Source organism: Thiobacillus sp. SCN 63-57, from assembly GCF_001725555.1.
Lineage (GTDB): Bacteria > Pseudomonadota > Gammaproteobacteria > Burkholderiales > Thiobacillaceae > Thiobacillus.
This window is the reverse complement of the sequence record NZ_MEGP01000023.1, coordinates 14,859-31,679: the sequence shown is the minus strand read 5'-3', so window position 1 is coordinate 31,679 and position 16,821 is coordinate 14,859. Positions and strand designations below refer to the sequence as shown.

Annotated in this window: 11 protein-coding genes; 4 read left to right on the top strand and 7 right to left on the bottom strand. The window is 60.5% G+C overall.

Annotated features, from left to right (window positions below; genetic code table 11):
* Positions 1 to 152: 152 nt before the first annotated feature.
* The 7 genes from prsT (ABT23_RS10370) to ABT23_RS10340 form a co-directional block, all read right to left on the bottom strand.
* Positions 153 to 2,960 carry an XrtA/PEP-CTERM system TPR-repeat protein PrsT gene (gene prsT, locus ABT23_RS10370; protein WP_296634639.1) on the bottom strand — a complete coding sequence of 936 codons (2,808 nt, stop codon included), beginning with the start codon at positions 2,958 to 2,960 and terminating at the stop codon, positions 153 to 155.
* A gap of 7 nt (positions 2,961 to 2,967) precedes the next feature.
* A complete protein-coding gene (gene prsT / locus ABT23_RS10365) occupies positions 2,968 to 5,748 on the bottom strand; it encodes an XrtA/PEP-CTERM system TPR-repeat protein PrsT (RefSeq protein WP_296634636.1) in 2,781 nt (926 codons plus the stop codon).
* Positions 5,749 to 5,796: 48 nt separating this feature from the next.
* Positions 5,797 to 7,149 carry a PEP-CTERM-box response regulator transcription factor gene (prsR, locus tag ABT23_RS10360; protein ID WP_296634634.1) on the bottom strand — a complete coding sequence of 451 codons (1,353 nt, stop codon included), beginning with the start codon at positions 7,147 to 7,149 and terminating at the stop codon, positions 5,797 to 5,799.
* On the bottom strand, positions 7,146 to 9,230 hold the full coding sequence (prsK, locus tag ABT23_RS10355) for an XrtA/PEP-CTERM system histidine kinase PrsK (protein WP_296634632.1): 2,085 nt from the start codon (positions 9,228 to 9,230) through the stop codon (positions 7,146 to 7,148). The genes prsR and prsK overlap by 4 nt, the downstream gene beginning before the upstream one ends.
* Before the next feature lie 22 nt (positions 9,231 to 9,252).
* The gene (locus ABT23_RS10350; protein ID WP_296634631.1) at positions 9,253 to 10,647 is read right to left on the bottom strand and encodes a TIGR03013 family XrtA/PEP-CTERM system glycosyltransferase; all 1,395 of its coding nucleotides are present in this window, start codon (positions 10,645 to 10,647) and stop codon (positions 9,253 to 9,255) included.
* A 73-nt stretch (positions 10,648 to 10,720) separates the two neighbouring features.
* Positions 10,721 to 11,296: a hypothetical protein gene (locus ABT23_RS10345; RefSeq protein ID WP_296634628.1), complete on the bottom strand. Its 576-nt coding sequence runs from the start codon at positions 11,294 to 11,296 to the stop codon at positions 10,721 to 10,723.
* Positions 11,293 to 13,671, bottom strand: coding sequence for a penicillin-binding protein 1A (locus ABT23_RS10340; protein WP_296634626.1), 2,379 nt, complete (start codon positions 13,669 to 13,671; stop codon positions 11,293 to 11,295). Before ABT23_RS10340 ends, ABT23_RS10345 begins: the two co-directional genes overlap by 4 nt.
* A gap of 351 nt (positions 13,672 to 14,022) precedes the next feature.
* Here ABT23_RS10340 and ABT23_RS10335 point away from each other — a divergent pair, with 351 nt between their 5' ends.
* The 4 genes from ABT23_RS10335 to ABT23_RS10320 are packed head-to-tail and all read left to right on the top strand — an operon-like array spanning position 14,023 to position 16,797.
* Positions 14,023 to 15,111, top strand: a complete 1,089-nt coding sequence (locus tag ABT23_RS10335) for a pilus assembly protein PilM (protein WP_296634624.1) — start codon at positions 14,023 to 14,025, stop codon at positions 15,109 to 15,111.
* Positions 15,108 to 15,686, top strand: coding sequence for a PilN domain-containing protein (locus ABT23_RS10330; RefSeq protein ID WP_296634621.1), 579 nt, complete (start codon positions 15,108 to 15,110; stop codon positions 15,684 to 15,686). The genes ABT23_RS10335 and ABT23_RS10330 overlap by 4 nt, the downstream gene beginning before the upstream one ends.
* Positions 15,683 to 16,303 carry a type 4a pilus biogenesis protein PilO gene (gene pilO / locus ABT23_RS10325; RefSeq protein WP_296634620.1) on the top strand — a complete coding sequence of 207 codons (621 nt, stop codon included), beginning with the start codon at positions 15,683 to 15,685 and terminating at the stop codon, positions 16,301 to 16,303. Before ABT23_RS10330 ends, pilO begins: the two co-directional genes overlap by 4 nt.
* Positions 16,300 to 16,797, top strand: coding sequence for a pilus assembly protein PilP (locus ABT23_RS10320; protein ID WP_296634616.1), 498 nt, complete (start codon positions 16,300 to 16,302; stop codon positions 16,795 to 16,797). The genes pilO and ABT23_RS10320 overlap by 4 nt, the downstream gene beginning before the upstream one ends.
* Positions 16,798 to 16,821 lie beyond the last annotated feature (24 nt).

Below are 16,821 nucleotides of genomic sequence, written 5' to 3'. Positions count from 1 at the left end.
CGGATTACTGGGCGTGGCTACGCTATCCTGCTGTGAATCATGGTGTGGTCACTTTGCGGGAGACTACACACAAAGTTCTTCGGCCAGATCCAAGAAAGCGGCCCATCTTTCGATGGGCCGTTCATTTGGGTTCGAGTCGAGGATAAATGTGACTAGTGGTTGCTGGAGTTCTTGATGGTTTTCAGCAAGATGCTAGCCTTGTCGCGTTCGTCGAAGCGTTGTGATGACGTTAGTAGTTTCTGCAGCAGGGCTTGGGCTTGGGCGTTTTGCCCGGATTTGACCAGCGCTGCTGCCCAGTGGTATTGCACGGAGGGCGTTTCCGGCATGGCTTGGGCAGCCTGCTTCAATAAAGGGGTCGCCTCTTGGGTTTTGCCTTGTTGCAAAAGACTCCAGCCATACGTGTCCATGACGACGGGATTGGTGGGTTGTAGCCCATAGGCACGTTGCGCGTAACCGAAAGCTGCAGGATCGTTCTGTTCCTCGAGCAGGGCGGCCAGGTTGTTGAGTGCCATCACATGATTGGGCGTGGCCTTAATAATTTGCTGGTACTCGGCAATGGCCTGGCTGGTTTGTTGCTTTTGTAGATAGAACCCCGCCAGATACATGCGGAAAACACTGTCATTGGCATGTTGCTTGAGCCATTGCTGAGCGACTTGTTCGGCTTGGCCGGACTTCCCTGCCCGCAGCAGAGCCAGATGGTAGGTGGCCGCGGTATCCGAAGATGGCGCGATTTGATAGGCGCGTGCCAGGGCTTGTAAGGACGCATCCGGTTTTTTGAAACGTGCGGCCAATTCGGCTTCCAGGTTGTATCCGGTCGCTGCCTGAGGATTCAGCGCCTGGATCGCGCGCGCTTCCTGTAGGGCATTCTCCTGCTGGCCCTGTGCGGCATACAGGCCGGCCAGCGCAATATGCGCATCAAGATAATTGGGCGTAAGGCGAATTGATTTCTGCAGTGATTTCAGGGCTGCATTCATGTCGCCGGCAACCCGTTGCGCCCAGGCCAGGCGATACCAGGCAACGGCTGAATTGGGCGACCGGTTGGTGACATTGGTATAGGTGTCGATTGCATCCTTCTTGTGTCCGGCACCGAGTTGAGCCTGACCCAGGTTGTCGAGAAATGCCGGGTTGCCATTGTTGGCCTGGGCGGCTTTCTGCGCCACTTCAAGGGCTAGTTCGGGTTGCCGTGTTTGGTTCAGATAATACAGAGTCAACTGGCTCACGGGTTCAAGCGCATCCGGATGGGACTGGATGGCTTTCTTGAGATACGTCACGAATTCAGTCTGATCTCCCAAGGCCAAGGCAATACGCGCCTGTCCCATGAGCGCGCCAAGGTTGTCAGGCGATTTCGCCAGGATGCGTTTGAAGCGTTCGCTTGCCTGGGCGGGTTTCTTTTCCGCGATATCCAGATTGGCCAAGGCGCTGGCTGCAGGCAAGAAGCCGGCGTCCAGTGTCAGGCTATGTTCAAAGGCCTGTCGCGCGGCTGCCGGATCGCGCTGCATGAGATGAACACGGCCCACCAGTAAATAAGGGAGCGGATTGGTGGGCTGGGCGGCGGCCATTTTCTGTAAAGTGCCGAGTGCACCCTTGAGGTCGGCCTTGCCGACTTCCGAGGTCGCAAGCAGCAGGTAGGCCTGAGGATCTTCTGGATTGGCTGTGATGACGGATTCAAGTCCCTGAATGCCCTGCTGATCGCCAGTACGCAACTGGTTTTGCGCCAGGGTCCCGCGGATAACCGTATCTTTCGGATCAATGGTGCTTGCCTGACTCAGATAGGCCATACCGCGCTCGGTTTGCCCCAGATTAAGTGTCGCCTGCCCGGCAAGGAGGTACGCCTTGGCGTTGTTTCGCTGCGCAAGCAACGGTTCCAGGGTCTTGATCACGTCGGCATTGGCGCCCATGCGCAACTGGGTGGCGGCCAGGAGCAGGCGCGCTTCGGGAAGCTCGGTCGTGCTGAGAACGCGGTTGAAGCTGGAAAGGGCGATCTCATCGTTCTTGAGGGCATAGTTGATCGTGCCATAGAGCAGGTTCGCTTGCGGGTTGTCAGGGTTGTCCTTGAGAACCTCCTGTAGCAGGTTGACGGCTTCGTTGTTCTTCTTTTCCTGGTAATACAGATAGGCCTTCAGATATTTGGCCAGTAAAGCCTGAGGGCGCAGGCTGTTGAGTCGCTTGATCTCGGTTTCGGCTTCCTTCACGCGATTGACCGACAGCAGGGTCATCGCCTTATAGGCGATGGCGTTGAAATCCTGGGCTTTGATCGTGAGCGCATGGTCATAGGCGGCAAGCGCGTCGTCGGGCCGTTGGATGGCACGATAGAGATCGCCCAGCAGATACCAGGATTCCAGGCGGCTCGGATCGAGCGTGGTGGCCTGCTTGGCGCTGGCTACCGCTGCGTCGGTGCGGCCCGCACTGTATTCGCAGCGCGCACGCCCCAGATAGCCCGGGGCGAAGGACTTGTCCAACTGGATCGCGCGGTCGAACAATTGGCAACCCTCAGGATACTTGCTGAGACCGAGGAGGGCATTGCCGCGCAGATCCAGGATCTGGACCAGGATGCCGGGTTCCTCCGTATCGACTGCGGGCAGCGTGTCGAGAATCTGCTGGAAATTGCCTTGATAAAGCTGCGCCCGGGCGACCGGGATGCGTGCGCTTTTCGGGTTGATGCCGAGCTTCACCGCTTTGTCGAGCTGGGTTTCCGCCTCGCCACCCAGCCGCAGGTCGAGGTAGGCGTTACCCAGTAGCCAGCGTGCCTGCGCGTTGTTGGGATCTTTCTGCACCGCATTCTTCAGTTCGAGAATGCTGGCCCGCGTATCGCCTTTGCTCTGGAAATCCTTGGCGCGCTCGATGTGCTCTTCGACACTTAAATGGGTACTGCGGTCGCAGCCAGACAATGGAACCGCCGAGGCAAATACCAGGGCGAGCGAAAGGGCGAGCGGTGCGATACGTGGGAAATGGGAGCGCATGAGAACCTCAGGGGGTGGCGGTCAGTTGTTGGTAAAGCGCACGGGCCTCGGTATCGCCCTGGAAGCTGATGCGGCGATCGAGCAGTGACTTGAGCTCCTGTCGGGCGCGGGCCTTGTCTCCGTTTGCGTTGAGTGCATAGGCCAGGTGCCACTGGATGTCTGCATCGTCGGGTGCCTTGGATTGCGCGTTTTTCAATGTATCCAGTCCCTTGGTCGCATTGCCCATGCGAACCTGCAGCCATCCATAGGTATCGAGCACATCCGGATTGTCGGGTTTCAGTTTCAGTGCCTGTTCGGCAAAGAGCAGAGCCCGTTTGTCGTTCAGCTCCGACAGCGCCCATGCCAGGTTGTTCAGCACGAGCAGGTTGCCGGGATTGCTCTTGTCCAGCATCAGATATTGCTCGACAGCGGCCGCGTACTGTTTCCGCTTGAGCAGGTTTTCTGCCAGGGCGGCGCGCGTGCTGGCATCCTGAGGATGGGTGGCCAGCCAGTCGGCGAGACGCTTCTCGCCGGCTTCGGCGCGTTGGGTGATATTGAAGACCTGCAGTTGACGTATCAATAGCGCGCCGGAAGGCGCCAGTTTCTGCGCGCGCTCGAACGCGGCAAGTGCGGCCGCGTAGTCCTTGCGTGCGAACGCGGTATCGCCCTCGAGCGTGAAACCGGCTGGGGAGGTGGGTTTTTGCTGTTGAACCTGCTTGGCGAGCTTGAGTGCGTCATCAAACCGTGCGCTCTGAATTTCGACGCCGCCCAGCATCAACTGCGCGTCGAGAAAGCCGGGCTGAGCGCGTAATGCATCCTGCAGCGTGCTGCGTGCGCCCGGGAGGTCTTTTGCAACGATCTGGGCGGTGGCGAGCTTGATCAGTGGAGCTGCCTGGCCGGGCAAGTGCTCGACGAGCTTGCGAAAACTGCCCAGCGCGTTGGTCGTGTCCCCGAGCGCGAGTTGCGTGGTGCCGAGAAGATCGAGAGCCGCAGGATTGTCAGGTTGGGCGTTGACGGCTTCGCGGGCCACGGCGAGTGCCTTGTTCTTGTTTCCCTTGGCGAGCAGGTAGCGCGCCAGCGTCACGCGCGGCTGCAATGCCTGAGGATGCGCTGCGGCGGCTTTCTCCAGCCAGCTTATGTAGGCCTTTTCATCCTGGTTGCGCAGGCTCAGATCCGCCAATGCGAGCATGGCATTGAGGTGCTGGGGATCGGCTTTGAGTATGTCTTCGAAACGCCGGCGCGCGGAGTCAGGTTGCTTGTCCTTCAGATCGAGTTGCGCCAGATTGGCTGAAGCGGGGAAGAACTTGGGGTCGAGCTTGAGCGCGTGTTCGAAGCTGTCGCGTGCGTGGACGGTATCCTGCTTGCCGAGATAGGCGGCGCCCCGGTAATTCCAGACCAGGGGGTTCGCGCCCTGTTTCTTTTCCAGCGCGGCAATGCTGGTCAGTGCGGCGTCGAACTGCTTGTGTTCCAACTGGTTGAGAATGATGAAGGTGTCGGCTCGACTGCTGGCGCCTTCCATGTTGGAGGCAGTGTGCAGGTCGGCCATGGCGCGACTATCGCCCTGTGCCAAGCGGGAGATGCCAAGCTCGGTCCGGATGGCGGCGCTGTCGGGGTTGCGCTGAGCGGCCTGCTCGAAAAAGGTCGAGGCCTGGGCAAAATCTTTTCTTGCCAGTGCGATTTCACCGGCGACGATCAGGACGCCGGCATCATAGTTGGCTGATCTGAGAACTGGCGCCAGCGTATTCGCTGCGTCGTTGGGACGTCCCAGACGCAACTGCGAGGCAGCCAGCAAGCGCAGTGCGTACAGGTTGCCGGGTGCGGCCTTGACGACCTTGTTGAGATACGTTTCGGCAGTTTGCAGATTGCCGAGCGCATATTCGATCGAGCCGCCCAGCAACAGCGCGGGCACGAATTCCGGTGCGCTCTTCAGGACATCGGCCAGGTGGTCGCGCGCTCGCTCGGTTTTTTTCTCGCGGAAGTCGATCAGTGCCTGGGTATAACGCGCCATCAGGCTGTTGGGCGTCACTTTAAGGGCCGCATCGACTTCCTTGCGCGCGTCGTCCAATCTGTTCTCAGTGAGGGCGAGACCTGCCAGGGCCAGACGGGCATTCGTGTCGCGTGGAGCGACCTGGAGTGCTTCCCGGTAAATCGCCGTGGCTTCAGCCGATTTTCCCGTGGAACGCAGCAGATCGCCTTTCAGCAACAGGCTGTCCAGGTGTTTGGGATCGACGTGCAGCGCGAGGTCAAGATTTTGCATGGCCTTGGCGGAATCGCCGTCTGCCAGGGCCAGCTTCGCCAGCGCCAACTGCACTTCGGCATTGGCGGATGCGATCTGCTGCGCGTGTTGCAGGGTTTTGCGCGCATTTTCCCGGTCTCCCAGTCCGAGTTCGGCCGTGGCGCGCAGCGCTTGCAGCGTGGCGGTTTCTGGTCCGCCATCGGCTGGAACCGGCAACTCGTCCAGTACGCGCTGGAATTCGCGCTGCCCCAACAAGCTGCGGGCGATCATGGGATTGACCTTGTTGGCGGAGAAGCCGGCCTCGCGTGCACGACGGAATTCCTTTTCCGCACTGGCCAGGTCGAGCTGGTCGAAATACAGCCTGCCCAGTTCGAAGCGGGCCTCGGCATTTTTCTCGTCTTTTGCCACGGCGTTCTTCAGCTGGATCATGGCGGCCTTGTAATCGCCAGCCGCAAGTTTTGCCTGGGCTTCGGTAACCAGGGCGGCGCTGTCTTCTCCGCCACAGGCCGTCAACAAACATGCGCCAAGCAGCAGGGCCGGCAGTAGCCGGGAAGCGGGAAGGGGGGACGGCATGAAGATCTCCAGTATTCGTGCGTGAGGGGGACGGCGTGATACGCGAGGTTATTTCATGCCGATTTTTGCCATCAGGTCATACAGGGTGGGACGAGTGATGCCGAGTAGTTCGGCAGCCTGGGCGATGCTGCCGTCGCTGTGCGCGAGCGCGCGGCTGACGGCCAGGCGCTCCGCGTTTTCGCGCGCCTGACGCAGGTTGAACGGGGGAGGCTCGGCGTGGCCGGTGTCGAGTCCGAGGTCGGCTGCCGTGATCTGGTTGCCTTCAGCCATGATGGTGGCGCGTTTGATCAGGTTTTCCATCTCGCGCACATTGCCGGGCCAGGCATGGGCTTCCAATGCACCCAGCGCGTCGGCCGTGAAGCCGCGGATGTTGCGACCCTGTTCGCGCGCATAGCGTTCGAGGAAGGCTTGTGCCAGCAATACGGCGTCGCCGGGGCGCTCGCGCAACGGCGGGATTTTCACCGAGATTTCAGACAGGCGGTAGTACAGATCCTCACGGAAACTGCCTTCGCGAATCATGTCGGCAAGATCACGGTGGGTGGCGCAGACGACGCGCACGTCCACCGGGATTTCGCCGCGGCCGCCCAGGCGCTCGATCACGCGTTCCTGCAGGAAGCGCAGCAGCTTGGCCTGCAGCGGCATCGGCAGATCGCCGATCTCGTCGAGAAAGAGCGTGCCCTCGTTGGCATATTCGATACGACCGATGGTTTGTTTGGCGGCACCGGTGAAGGCGCCTTTCTCATAGCCGAACAATTCGGATTCCAGCAGGGTGTCGGGAATGGCCGCGCAGTTGATGGCGACGAAACGCTTGCCGGCACGCGGCGACAATTCGTGAACGCCGCGTGCCAGCACCTCCTTGCCGGTACCGGATTCGCCCAGCAGCAATACGGTGGCGTTGGCCGGCGCGACTTTTTCCACGGTACGGCAGATCTTCAGCATGGGTTCGCTGCTGGTGATCAGCCCTTGCAGGGCGGAGACGCGCTGTTTGGCGGCGAGCATCCTGTTCTCGATCTCCAGTGCATGGACATGCAGGGCACGGGCGATCATCAGGGCCAGCACGTCAGGGTCGAAGGGTTTCTGGAAGAAGTCGTAGGCACCGAGATGGATCGCTTTCACCGCATTGCTGCGATCGAGGTTGCCGGTGACGACGATGATCTTGGTGGATGGCGCAAGCGACAGGATCTGCTGCAGTGCCGCCAAGCCTTCGGTGGCGCCGTCGACGTCGGGCGGCAGGCCGAGGTCGAGCAGTACGACCGGGGGCTCGTGGCGGCGCAACTGGGCAATGGCGCTGTCGCGGTCGGCGGCCATGACCAGTTCGTAATCGGCGAGGCTCCACTTCAGCTGCTTTTGCAGTCCGGGATCGTCTTCGACCAGCAGTATCTTTTGTTTGGCGTCGCTCATGCGGCGTCTCCTCCAGCAGGTGAATAATTGTCCAGCGGCAGGCTGAGACGGAAGTGGGTGCCAAGGCCGGGTGTACTGTCCACCTCGATGTTCCCGCCCAGGGCGCGCAGGGTCTCACGACATTCATAGGCACCGATACCCATGCCGGCTCCCTTGGTCGAATCGAATGGCTGGAACAGCCGGGTGCGGATGAATTCGTCGTCCATGCCGCATCCGGTGTCGACGATTTCAATAACCGCCCGTCCGGCCTCCTCGAATCCCCGCAGCGTGACCTGGCCGGTCGGCGGCGTGGCCTCAAGCGCATTTTGCAACAAGTGGCCGATCGCGCGGGCGAGTCGATCGCGCTCGGCGCGCACGCGCAGGGATGCGGGTGGCAATTCCAGGGTGGGGCGCAGCTTGAATGCCTGTTTGCTGGTAACGGCTTCATCAAGGATGTCGGCCAGCACCACCGACTGCGCCTGGGTTGCATCGCTGCCCCGGCGCAATTGCGCCAGCACCTTGTTCATACGGGTAACTGCGTTCGCCACCGTATCCAGCATGTCGGCCTGGAACTCGGGCTTGTGCTTGTGTTTCTCCGCATTGGCCAGCAACAGGGACAGTTGGGCAATCAGATTCTTCAGGTCGTGGATGACGAAAGTCGTGGTGCGATTGAACGATTCGAACTGGCGCGCCACGATCAACTGATTGGATGCCCGCATCTGGGCCAGATGCGCTGCCGCCTGACGGGCCGCGACCTTGAGCAGGTCGCTGACTTCCCAGTTGAACGTGACATTGCCCAATGAGTGTTTCAACACGACAAATCCGAGCAATTCCTCGTGCAGCATCAGCGGAACGACCAGCCAGGCGTTGTCGGCGTGCTCGAGCCATGCCGGCGTACTCAGGTCGCCGTACAGATCGCGGCGTACTTTCATTTCATCCAGGTCCACCACCCATTGCTTGCTGGCAAGCCATTGAATGAACGGCGCATCGGCAGGCTCGGTTCCCTGGAGATCGGCCCAGTTCCAGTGGCTGGCGCGTTGATAGCCGGCATCGCCTTCGCGCATCCAGAGTGCCCCACCAGGGCTTTCGAGCAGCCCGGCCAGCGCCTCGACTGCGCGTTCGCATAGCTGCTCGCCGGGCCGGCCTTCGGTGAGGGTGCGGGTGAAGTTGAGCCACTCTTCGCGGTAGTCGTAGCGATAGCTGAAAAAATGCTTGGACAGGAACACGCGCAAGCGGGCGCGCAAGGTGCCGGAGAACATCAGCAGCACCAGCAGCATGGCGGCGGCGAAGATGAAGATGGTTTGCACCACATTGCCCCATTCGCCGCCGAACAGACGCAGGTAATAGCCTGCGCTGGCCATCAGCAGCAGATAGATGCCCGCAGCCAACAGGCTGGCGGTATGGAACGCCATGCTGCGTGACAGGCCGACCGGCGCGGCCCATTCCGGGTTGCGGGCGGCGGAGACCGCGATCAGCGGCGTCACCAGGGCGGCCACATAGCCCCGCGCAGCCCATACCTGGGCATCCATGGCATTGAACAGGGCGGCATTGGCGTAGAGATAGAAGTCGTAAACGAAGAGCCCGCCCAGTCCCAGACAGAGGAATTTGATCGCCCAGCGGTCTTCCGGTCGGGTACTGCGGTACACCTGCTCGGTGAGCACCAGGCCCATGACGGTCAGCAGAACCAGCCCCAGATTGCCCGCCCAGCGCGCCAGCACCGGCTGGGTCGGCGCAATGAAGGGGTAGATGCTGGCGAGAAGCAGAACCCCGACGAGTATGCCGCTCAGGATGCGGATGAGACGGATCGGCGCGGGCAGGACGGCGTCGGAGGGCAGGCGCAGTTGCAGGATGTACAGCAGGAGTGCCAGCCAGGCGCCGTTGCGTGCGACCTCGGCCGCTAGGCCGAGTTGGGGGGGCAAGGCACCTAAGGCCGTTAGCGCCGAAAATGCACCCCATGCGGCGCTCAGTCCGGTCGCGAGCACCAGTTGGCGGCCTTGCGGACGACGGCGCCAGCTGGCGACGATCAGACCGGAGAGGCCGAGATAGGCGAGCGCTGCCAGTCCATAACCGACGGCGGCCAGGAGAAGCAGGGTGTCGGGCATGGTCGGCTCCGGGCGCGTGCGCTCAGCGCACGCCCTTTCCCCACAACACGACTTGCGCGGTTTGGAACAGGATCATGAGATCGAGGAACAGACTGTGGTTCTTGACGTAGTAGAGATCGTATTGCAGCTTGTGCATGGCGTCTTCGTCGCTCGCGCCGTACGGGTAACGCACTTGCGCCCAGCCGGTGATACCGGGTTTGACGGTGTGGCGTACGCCGTAATAGGGGATTTTCTGGGTCAGGTCCGCCACGAAATAGGGGCGCTCGGGGCGCGGGCCGACAAAACTCATGTCGCCGAAGAAAACGTTGAAGATCTGCGGCAGCTCGTCGATGCGGGTGCGCCGGATAAAACGTCCGGTGAGTGTGACGCGGCTGTCGTTCTGGCCGGCCCAGCGCGGCTTGCCGTCTTTTTCGGCGTCGACGCACATGCTGCGGAACTTGAGGATGGTGAAATTGCGGCAGCCTTGTCCGACGCGTTCCTGACGGTAGAGTACTGGCCCCGGACTTTCCAGTTTGATCAGCAGGGCCGCGAGGGCCATGATCGGCAGGCAGACGACCAGCATGGCGGCGCTCACCAGCAGATCGAACAGGCGTTTGGCCGTGTCGCGCAGCATGCCCTGGTGAAACCCTTCGGACAGGATCATCCAGCTGGCATTCATCGAGTCGAGTTGCAGATGGCCATTCTCGCGTTCGAAGAAGCTCGACAACTCAAGGATGCGTATGCCGTACAGCTTGCACTTGAGGAGGTCCTGCACCGGCATGCCGCCGCCGCGGCGGTCGCGCACGGCGAGGATGATTTCGCTGATTTGCAGGCGAAGCGCCAACTCGGGAAGCGGCTCCTGAGTGTCGAGAATACGAGCATGATCGACGAAATGATGACTACCGCCCATCGGCAGATAGCCGATGACCTGGACATTGCTGGCGCGGGAACGCTTGGCCAGCATGGCTTCGACATGGGCGGCGCGGCTACCGGTGCCGATCACCAGGGCGCGGGTCTTGAGCGCGCCGACGCGTGCCCAGCGAATGAACAGGGCACGACTGAGTAAAATACCCAGTAATGCCAGTCCGAAAGACAGAAGGAAAGCGCCCCGCCCGACCAGCAAAGCGGGGAAGAAGTAGAACAGCAGGCTCATGGTCACCAGGCCCAGTCCGAAACTCAGGCCCAGGCGCTGCAGCAAGGCACGTACTCCACCCTGCCATTCGAGATCGTATAGTCCGCTTGCGGTCATCAGCCCCAGCATGACGACGGCGAAGGTCAGGGCCTTGGGCAGCAGAGGGTCGAGCTCAGGCGGAATCACGCTGCCATCCAGGAAGCGGGCGCTTACCCCGGCGTAGATCGACCCGCCCAGGATCAGCGTTTCGATCAATACCAGCAGCAATAAATTCAGCGGCACGTAGTGCCGGAAAAATCTGATCACAGCCGTTCACTCATAAGAACCATGGAGGGTGAGTGAGCATCTTCCATGCCAGAGCATGCGGCAATGAGAATGATCAAATGAGCGTCCTGACCTGTGGCAAGCGCAAGCGACGCGGGCTGCCATCGGCTTGCAGGCGTTTCATGTTACGCAGTTCGGAGGCGGGGTAGACGACCAGATCGACCCGGGCCCGTGGATCGTCGATCATGAAGCGCGGATAGATTCGCCCCGGGGTGTCCGAGGCTCTGTATTCACCGGCCTGATAGGCTGCAGGCAGGCGCATCAGCAGAAATTCGACGTCTTTCTGGTGGTCGGTGAACAGTTGCAGGTTGATGTCGGCATGCGGGCCGGCCGTCCCATTGAGTACCGACCCGGTAAGGTGAGGGTCGAAATCCACGAGCTGTTCCATGTATTCGATCGCGGTTTGTCGCAGCAGTGTCAGTTGCGCCCGGGTTTCGTCGGTCTGGTAAATGGCCTGGTAGCTGCGTAGCGCTTCTTCGATCTGCTGGTTGTCCGGCAGATTGCCACTGTCGGGTGCGCCGAGCTGGCGCGCCGCCTTGCGTTTGGCGCTGCCGTAATCGAGGCTGCCGTCCTCGGCCAGTATGCGGGCCGCGGCATGGGCGATGCGGCGGCGCATATCCTGATGTTTCATGGCGGCGTTCCGGTTCCATGCAGGAGGGTCGCGGGATCCGATGGCGTCTCGGTGCCTGTGCTCCATCCGGCCGGCGGCGCGTCGGGCGGCGGAAACTCCTGGTAGAAATGTTCAACCATGCCGCCTGAAGTCGCGCCCAGGATATGTCCCAGGAATTCGCCTATCAGGGTGTCGGGCAGACGCGTACCGGTGTTCGGGTCGATATTCACGTTGATGATGCCGCTGGGCATGGTCCAGTCATGCTGCGGCATGTTTTTCAGCGTCGGTCCCATGAATCCCATCCAGATCGGGAGCGCAGATTGCGCCCCGGTTTCGTGTCGGCCGAGGGAACGTGGCTGGTCGTACCCCATCCAGGCGATAGCCACCAAGTCAGGCGTGTAACCGGCAAACCAGGTGTCGCGTGCATCGTTGGTCGTGCCGGTTTTGCCGGCGATGTCGCTGCGTCCAAGCTGGCCTGCGCGTGCACCCGTGCCGTAGCGCACCACGTCCTGCATCATGTTTGTCATTAGCCAGGCATTGCGCGGATCGATTACGCGGGGCGCGTTCGAGCCCACCGTTTGCGGTTTGGCTTCCATCAGCAGGCGGCCATCCTTGTCGTAGACCTTGTCGATCAGATAGGGTTTGACGCTGAAACCGCCGTTGGCGAAGACGCCATAAGCCGCAGCCAACTGGAGCGGGGTGACGCTGCCGGCCCCGAGCGCCATGGTGAGGTAAGGCGGATGGCGAGCGGGATCGAAACCAAAGCGGCGGATGTAGTCGCGCGCGTAGTTCGGACCGATGCCTTGCAAGATGCGTATCGACACCAGGTTGAGCGATTTGGTCAGTGCCGTGCGCATGCGCACCGGACCGCTGGTGTCGCCGTCGTAGTTCTGCGGCTCCCAGGCGGTGCCGCCGGCTTCGTCGGCACTGAGCGTCAACGGCATGTTGTCGATCATGGTGGCGGGGGTATAGCCTTTTTCCAGCGCGGCCGAGTAGATGAACGGCTTGAAACTCGATCCCGGCTGTCGCCAGGCCTGTGTCACGCGATTGAATTTGTTGCGGTGAAAATCGAAACCGCCGACCAAGGCGGTGATGGCGCCGTCATTCGGATTCAGGGCCACCAGTGCGGCTTCCACTTCGGGAAGCTGCGCGAGCCGCCATTGCTGCGGCTTGCCCGTCGCCTGCACACGCACAACTGCTCCGGGGACGAGCTGCCGGCCTTTTTTTCCTGCCACCCAGTTGGCCACCCATTTGAGCGAGGTGCCCGAAATGTCGACCACCGTGTCGTCATCCAGTTGGGCGCGGATCAGTTTGGGGGTGACGCTGACGACCACGGCCGGTTGCATGTCGCTGACCGGCGCGAGATCTTCCAGAGCGCTGGCGATGGCCGTTTCGCGCTCGGTTTTGTCGGCGGGCAGGCTGATTTCCTTCTCTGGGCCGCGATAGCCATGGCGCTGGTCGTAATCGGCAATGCCTTGCCAGACCGCGAGATCGGCCGCGGCCTGTTGAGCGCGGCGTAGCGTGGTGACGGCCTTGTAGCCTGAGCTGTAGATGGATTCGCCGTATTTCTCGAACAGGGCCTGGCGCACCATTTCGGCGACGTAGTCAGCCGAAACGTCTGTTTGCTGGCGTGCCTGGCGAATGACCAGTTTCTGTTTGACAGCAGCTTGCCAAGTCGGCTGGTCGATGAATTTGAGCGCGCGCATCCGCCCCAGGACATATTCCTGACGTGCCTTGGCGCGCGGGAAATTGACCACAGGGTTGTAACGAGACGGTGCTTTCGGCAAGCCTGCAAGCATGGCGAATTCCGCCAGCGACAATTCGCGCATCGGCTTGCCGAAGTAAGTGCGCGCGGCAGCTTCGAAGCCGTAGGCGCGTTGGCCGAGATAAATCTGGTTGAGGTACAACTCGAGAATTTTGTCCTTCGACAGGCTGTGTTCGATCTTCATCGCCAGCATGGCTTCGGACAGTTTGCGGGTGAGCGTCTTCTCGTTCGACAGGAAGAAGTTGCGGGCTACCTGCATGGTGATGGTCGAGGCGCCTTCCTTGGCGCCGCCGGATACCAGGTTTGACATCGCAGCACGCAGCACGCCCAGCGTATCGACCCCGCCATGCTCATAGAAGCGCTCGTCTTCAGCGGCGATGATCGCCTGCTTCATATAGGTCGGGACTTTATCGATGGCGATGAAGGCCCGGCGTTCTTCACCGAATTCGCCGATCAGGGCGCCGTCAGCCGTGAAGACGCGCAATGGCAGCTTGGGTTTGTAGTCTGTCAGCGCTTCGAGCGGCGGCAGGTTCGGGTAAATCAGGGCTGCAGCCAATCCGGCCAGTGCCGTGCCGACGACGCCGAGGCTGACAATCAATGCCAGTGCGTAATGCCACCATTTCGAAAACATCCGATTCCTTCTTTGGAGACGCCATACATTTGGAAATCCGCACCCAATATCGAGCCCCGGGTGGGGCGGCGGGTCCGTCTCGATAACCCGCTGTTTCTTATGCACATGGATTCGTCACGTGCCGCGCAGGGTACTTGGGAGCCCCCATGCGCCGGCGTGTTGTTCGAATCTGCCCTGCGATGCCTAAAGTTTCCGCCGATTATAGGCGTTAGTGGTGTTGGAAATTGGACACATATGTTCAACTCCAATGTAGTCGCAAGAAAAAAACTGTTAAAAACCGTGTGTTGTTGCTAGCATCTAAAAACAATAATAAGAAAAAGCGCCAACCCACAGAAGTGTAAAGGAAAACTCTTGCACCTGAATATCAATCTAGACTGGCTGTCTGCCAAGGGTCTGCCCATCCTGGGGCTCGACATCAGTACGACTGCGGTCAAACTGGTGGAGTTGTCCGACGCAGGGAAAGGCATGTTGCGGGTGGAACGCTACGTCATCGAGCCCTTGCCCAAGGATGCCGTGACAGACGGCAATATCGCCAATCTCGATCAGGTGGCCGATGCTTTGCGGACCGCTTGGAGGGATCTGGGGACGCGGATCAAGAATGTGGCCCTGGCATTGCCGTCGTCGGCCGTCATCACCAAAAAGATCCTGGCCCCGGCCAGCCTCAAGGGGATCGACCTGGAGAACCAGGTGGAGGCCGAGGCCAACCAGGTCATTCCCTTTTCGCTCGATGAGGTGAATCTGGATTTCCAGGTGCTCGGCCCGTCGCCCAGCAGCCCGGACGATATGCAGGTCCTGCTTGCAGCGGCACGCAAGGAAAAGGTCGAGGATCGCGTGGCGGCCGTCGAGGCGGCCGGCCTGAAGGCGCTGATCATGGACGTCGAATCGTATGCCACGCAGACCGCCTACGAACAGATTGCCCACCTGCTGCCCAATAGCGGTGCCGGACAGACCGTGGCGATCATCGACGTGGGTGCGCAGAACATGCACATCAATATCCTCAACGACAACGAATCGGTTTACCTGCGCGAACACGGTTTTGGCGGCAACCAGCTCAACAACGAAATCTCGCGACGCTACGGCATGACCAGCGAAGAGGCCGAAAATGCCAAGCGCAAGGGCACGCTGCCCGAGAGCTATGACATGGAGGTGCTGCAGCCCTACAGTGAAACCCTGGCCATGGAAATCGGCCGTGCCCTGCAGCTCTTCACGACCTCGACACAGTATCGCAAGGTCGACCAGATCCTGCTGGCCGGTGGCGGCGCCATGATTCCCGGCATCGATGAAGTGGTCGCGCAGCGCACGGGCACGCCGACGATGGTGGTCAACCCGTTTGCCAACATGGCCGTCGGCTCCAAAATCCGGCCTCAGGCATTGACCGCCGATGCGCCTTCTCTCTTTGTCGCTTGCGGCCTCGCCATGCGGAGGTTTGACCCACAATGATCCGCATTAACCTCCTCCCCCACCGCGAACTTGCGCGTGCCGCCCGGCGACGCCAGTTCAATATCCTGCTTGGCATTGCCGTTGCGACGGGTGTACTGGTTGTCGTTCTGGGACATAGCGTGATTGCCGCACGGCAGTCAAACCAGGAAGCGCGCAATGCTTATCTGGAACAGGAAATCGCCAAGCTTGACGGCCAGATCGGCGAAATCAAGAAAATCCGTGAACAGACGCAGGCACTGCTGGCACGCAAGCAGGTCGTCGAAACCTTGCAGTCCAACCGTACCGAAGTCGTCCATTTGTTCGACCAGATGATCCGCCTGCTTCCGGACGGTCTCTATCTTAAGTCCTTCAAACAGGCGGGCGATATCGTCACGATCAGCGGCTATACCCAGTCGAGCGCGCGCGTTTCCACATTGATGCGGAATCTCGACGGTTCGCCCTGGTTCGAATCGGCCACGCTGGTCGAGATCAAGGCCGCCACCGTGAACAATCTGCGCGCCAACGAGTTCGTGCTGACCGTCAAGCAGACGCATCAGCAACCGGACAGCGCGAATGACAAGGGGGGCAAGGCATGACCCTGGACGAACTCAATAAACTCGATCTGAAGACGCTGGCCGACTGGCCGCTGCCGACCAAGCTCGTTGCGCTGGCATTCCTGTGCGTGGTGATCGTGCTGGCAGGCTGGTGGTTCGACTGGCGCGGCGGAATGGAAACGCTCGATACCGCGAAGCAGAAGGAAACCGAGCTGCGCAGCGTGTTCACCACCAAGAAGAATCAGGCCATCAATCTGGATGCGTACAAAAAGCAGCTGGCCGACATTGAGCAGGCGTTCGGCGCGTTGTTGAAGCAATTGCCGAACAAGCAGGAAATGGATGCGCTGATCACGGACGTCAACCAGGCAGGTCTGGGGCGCGGCCTGCAGTTCGACCTGTTCCGGCCCCAAGCCGAGACGGTGTCCGAGTTCTATGCCGAAACGCCCATCCAGGTCAAAGTGACCGGCGGCTATCATGACATCGCCGCCTTCGTCAGCGATGTCTCCAAGCTGCCGCGCATCGTGACTTTGCAGGATATTTCCATGCAGCCGGCGAAGGATGGCGTGCTGAATATGGACGCCATCGTCAAGACCTACCGTTACCTGGACGACGACGAGGCCATCGCCCGGAAACAAAAAGCCAAGGAGCAAAAGAAATGAAGCGCTTGGCCATCGTATTGATAGTCACCGGTTTGAGCGGCTGCGGCAGCGGCGACATGGACGATCTGCACCGATTCGTCGCCGAAACCGGCAAGGACATGCAAGGGAAAATCGATCCACTGCCGGAGGTGAAGGCTTACGAGCCGTTCAGTTATGCGGCCTTCGATCTGCCCGATCCCTTCAAGCCGAGAAAGCTCTCGACCGGCGGAGGCGGCGGGATGCAGCCCGATCTCACCCGGCCGAAGGAGCCTCTGGAAGCGTTCTCGCTTGAGACGCTGAAAATGGTGGGCGTATTGTCACAGAACGGGGTCAACCAGGCGGTGATCAAGACACCGGACAATGCGATTTACCACATCAAGAAGGGCAATTACATGGGCCAGAATTTCGGCCTGGTCACGCAGATCAGCGATAGCGAAGTGACGCTGCGTGAAATTGTCCAGGATAGCGCCGGGGATTGGTCGGAGCGTACCAGCACCCTGAATTTGCAGGAATGATTTGTAGTACTGAATTTCAAAGAG

Coding starts and splice junctions, on each gene's coding strand:
- prsK (WP_296634632.1), bottom strand. CDS start 9,230: ATGCCCGACACCCTGCTTCTCCTGGCCGCCGTCGGTTATGGACTGGCA.
- ABT23_RS10345 (WP_296634628.1), bottom strand. CDS start 11,296: ATGAAACATCAGGATATGCGCCGCCGCATCGCCCATGCCGCGGCCCGC.
- ABT23_RS10340 (WP_296634626.1), bottom strand. CDS start 13,671: ATGTTTTCGAAATGGTGGCATTACGCACTGGCATTGATTGTCAGCCTC.
- ABT23_RS10320 (WP_296634616.1), top strand. CDS start 16,300: ATGAAGCGCTTGGCCATCGTATTGATAGTCACCGGTTTGAGCGGCTGC.
- prsR (WP_296634634.1), bottom strand. CDS start 7,149: ATGAGCGACGCCAAACAAAAGATACTGCTGGTCGAAGACGATCCCGGA.
- prsT (WP_296634639.1), bottom strand. CDS start 2,960: ATGCGCTCCCATTTCCCACGTATCGCACCGCTCGCCCTTTCGCTCGCC.
- prsT (WP_296634636.1), bottom strand. CDS start 5,748: ATGCCGTCCCCCCTTCCCGCTTCCCGGCTACTGCCGGCCCTGCTGCTT.
- ABT23_RS10330 (WP_296634621.1), top strand. CDS start 15,108: ATGATCCGCATTAACCTCCTCCCCCACCGCGAACTTGCGCGTGCCGCC.
- pilO (WP_296634620.1), top strand. CDS start 15,683: ATGACCCTGGACGAACTCAATAAACTCGATCTGAAGACGCTGGCCGAC.